The sequence below is a fragment of the Ruegeria sp. BC1 genome (genome assembly GCF_056539305.1).
In genome coordinates this window covers 1-1273 of record NZ_JBQFUT010000026.1, presented here as the reverse complement: position 1 = coordinate 1273, position 1273 = coordinate 1, and the positions used below count along the sequence as shown (strand labels likewise).

Below are 1273 nucleotides of genomic sequence, written 5' to 3'. Positions count from 1 at the left end.
TTACAGGTTCGGATAGATTGGGAATTTGGCGCATAGGTCGGCGACTTCGGCTTTGACCTTGGCTTCGACTGCTCCGTTTCCGTCTTCGCCATTGGCGGCCAGACCGTCGACCACCTCGATGATCCAATCAGCGATCTGGCGGAATTCCACCTCGCCAAAGCCGCGTGTGGTGCCGGCGGGGCTGCCCAGACGGATGCCTGACGTGATGGTCGGTTTTTCCGGGTCAAACGGCACGCCGTTCTTGTTGCAGGTGATGTGCGCCCGGCCCAGGGCCTTTTCGGTGGCGTTGCCTTTCACGCCTTTGGGGCGCAGGTCGACCAGCACGACGTGGGTGTCTGTGCCATGGGTCACGGTGTCCAGACCGCCCTTGATCAGCTGGTCCGACAGCGCCTGCGAGTTGACGACAACCTGCTTGATGTAGTCTTTAAACGCAGGCTGCAGCGCTTCGCCAAAGGCCACGGCCTTGGCCGCAATCACGTGCATCAGCGGGCCACCCTGAATGCCGGGGAAGATCGCGGAATTCACTTTCTTAGCGATATCTTCATCATTGGTCAGGATCATGCCGCCACGTGGACCGCGCAGGGTCTTGTGCGTGGTGGTCGTGGCCACATGCGCATGCGGGAAGGGGCTGGGGTGCTCACCCGCGGCCACCAGACCGGCAAAGTGCGCCATGTCCACGTGCAGATAGGCACCGACCATATCGGCGATCTCGCGCATGCGGGCAAAGTCGATCTGACGCGGGATGGCCGAGCCGCCGGCGATGATCAGCTTGGGCTGGTGCTCTTTCGCCAGCGCCTCGACCTGATCATAGTCCAGCATGTTGTCTTCCTTGCGGACGCCATATTGCACCGCGTTGAACCACTTGCCCGACTGGTTGGGCCGTGCACCGTGGGTCAGGTGACCGCCGGCATCCAGGCTCATGCCCAGAATGGTGTCGCCGGGTTTGATCAGCGCCTGAAACACGCCCTGGTTGGCCTGCGAGCCTGAGTTCGGCTGGACGTTGGCAAATTCGCAGCCAAACAGCTGTTTGGCGCGGTCGATAGCCAGATTTTCAGCGATATCAACGAATTGGCAGCCACCATAGTAGCGACGGCCGGGGTAGCCTTCGGCGTATTTGTTGGTCATCACCGAGCCCTGCGCTTCCATCACGGCGGCAGAGACGATGTTCTCGGACGCGATCAACTCGATCTCGTCGCGCTGGCGCCCCAGCTCGGATGTGATCGAGCCAAAAAGCTCAGGATCGCGGTCCGAAAGGGACTGGGTGAAAAAACCG

The 1273-nt window shown here is 61.1% G+C and carries 1 protein-coding gene; it reads right to left on the bottom strand.

Features of this window, described 5'->3' with window-relative positions:
- Positions 1–1273: serine hydroxymethyltransferase (glyA, locus tag ACR0IY_RS21945; RefSeq protein WP_480677159.1), on the bottom strand; the 1273-nt coding region annotated here is incomplete at its 5' end.